The 2251-nt window shown below is 38.0% G+C and carries 3 protein-coding genes; all 3 read right to left on the reverse strand.

Annotation, left to right across the window (positions count from 1 at the left end; genetic code table 11):
- Positions 1-128 precede the first annotated feature (128 nt).
- Positions 129-452: a hypothetical protein gene (locus tag KO492_RS00145; RefSeq protein ID WP_012774869.1), complete on the reverse strand. Its 324-nt coding sequence runs from the start codon at positions 450-452 to the stop codon at positions 129-131.
- 160 nt (positions 453-612) lie between these two features.
- A complete protein-coding gene (locus tag KO492_RS00155) occupies positions 613-1143 on the reverse strand; it encodes a hypothetical protein (protein ID WP_012774868.1) in 531 nt (176 codons plus the stop codon).
- A gap of 167 nt (positions 1144-1310) precedes the next feature.
- Complete coding sequence (locus tag KO492_RS00160; protein ID WP_216043128.1) at positions 1311-1751, reverse strand: hypothetical protein; 441 nt, start codon at positions 1749-1751, stop codon at positions 1311-1313.
- Positions 1752-2251 lie beyond the last annotated feature (500 nt).

The raw sequence follows: 2251 nt of genomic DNA on the forward strand, positions 1-2251 counted from the left end.
GTATAGTCCAATTAAGGTGAGGCACGCAATACCGAAGCTTCCGCATACCACCTTAAACACTAAAGCCAACGCATGGTAAAAATGCCACGCGTGCCGAATCACTCTTGAACAATTTGTTATAGAGCAACTCAAAGGCTGCTCGAAGTTATTCCTTTAAAAGACTTAAACTGACAGTCTCCTACTGTTTCGTATTCCAAACCTAAGCGATCTTTGGGTTCTCTTTTTATGGTCACTCCTACCATGTCAGAAGCTTTACTTGGGCATTTACCTTTTGATTCTTTGTAAAGATTTGCAGCACTTTCTAGAGCTGTGACATCTGTAATTTCCATCTGCACTGCAATTTTTTCACGCTGTTCTTCATGCTTTGCCGTTTTAACCGAATCATAAATAAAAGGGCTAGCGACAACACAAGCGCCAATCACCAGTGAACCAAATATGATTGATTTATTCATTATTATCTTCCTAAATTCAAATTTTGTATTGCGCTATAACGCGTTAAGGGGCAGCCAACGCCACTACCAAGCCTCCGCATAACACCTTAACCACAAAAACCAACGCATGATAAAAATGCCTCGCGTTGGCTGTCCCTCTTTAACGCCTTGTTGAATAGCCTTATGACTTCCCACAAACTGTCAACTCTAACGTGCTAATTAATGCTTCTTTAGCTCCATTTAAACTAACACTTGTTGAGTGGGTTTCTAAAGAGTTAATTCTATATCTGATTTTTAACTCACTACCTGATAATAACTCACTAATAAAACCACATTTTTTCACTTGGTCTTCCTTACCATGCCAAACACTAAAAGCGATTGTGCTAGGCTCCCATTGGTAGAAAGATTGTCCAACACCAGAACCTAAGCGTTTAAGAAATTTAGGATCTATTTCTTTAGTTTTATTCTTATCGACACGCATTTCTATAAGAGTATCAGGTTCAAATGAGCCTATATCTTTTCTTGTAATAAAAAACCAAACATATCCGGTATCTAAATTTCTACTAATTTGAATGTTATGACTGGCATCGTTGTAAGTCATATATTTCGTTTTTGTATCAGTAAACTCATCTACTTTATCAGTAACATTCCACTTTGCGAACGCTGATATTGGCAACAGAATCAACACTAACACTAATATTTTTTTGTACATTTACGCACCTCAATTTAATTACATCGGAATCACAGTGGATATTTAACGCCCGCTTAAGTGGTGAGCAACGCATTACCGATGTTTCCGCATACCACCTAAATCATTAAATTCGCCGCAAACCACAAATGCCACGCGTTGCGAATCCGTCTTAAAGCGTTTATTATATTTTAGTTTGGGTCACTACTCTGCTCTTGTGGTTTCTGCTTATCTGCCTTTCTCTCCGCTGCAATCGATAACTCTAATAAAACCTGATTCAAGAGAGTGTTTTGTTCTTGGACTAAATTCTCCAACTTAGTCGCTGATTCTGAGGAAGAAAAGTAAGAAACTATTGAGAAAAATGCCGATAAACATAAAGCGATAACACTCACAAATAGCATTACTCTATTCCATCTTTCTGTAGATGCTGAATTCGACTCCGTATGTTCCGACAGCTTTTGCAAGGTACTGTTTGTTTCATCCAGCGGATTTTTTGGTATATCGTGTATGAAAGGAGCTTGTTCATGTAAACCAGTATGAGCATTTTCTTTTGGCGGATTCGCTTTTTTATCCAGTTTACTCTGCTCAAGTTTCTTTAAATCAACAACAAAACCATGTTTAGATTTGTTCATATGCCCTCTAAAATATAACGCTTATTAGGCGACACATAGTCGTCTTTCATCCTTCGATAGTGCAGTCTTTTTCATATTAACTCAACTGATAATCAATAAGTTATACCACATGAAGGGAAGTTAGACTGCAAGATGTCTCCTAATGACGAGAATGAAAAATTATCAACTCCATCGAAGAACTTTTAGTAGGGTAAACGCACACCCCCTAAATGTGTAGAGTATTAGCTCTGAACGATTTTGGGGCATTTTCGATTTAGGAATGGCAGCGTATCGATTGCGATCGCTGCCATTTTATTATGATACTTTAATACTCAGTATGAATCTTTATTACTTGGTATGAGACTTTATTACTCTCTCACAACGATTGTAAAATTGCTGATAAAACGGCTTGCTTTTCACCTGGCGGCAAAGACTTAAAATTGTTGGCCCATCTAGCCGCCTTTCTTTTGATGCGTTGTCTGTCGGTGAAGTTTGTCCCTGCGAACGTATGGTAATGAATG

This window comes from Celeribacter halophilus, assembly GCF_018860305.1.
Taxonomy (GTDB): Bacteria; Pseudomonadota; Alphaproteobacteria; order Rhodobacterales; family Rhodobacteraceae; genus Celeribacter; species Celeribacter halophilus_A.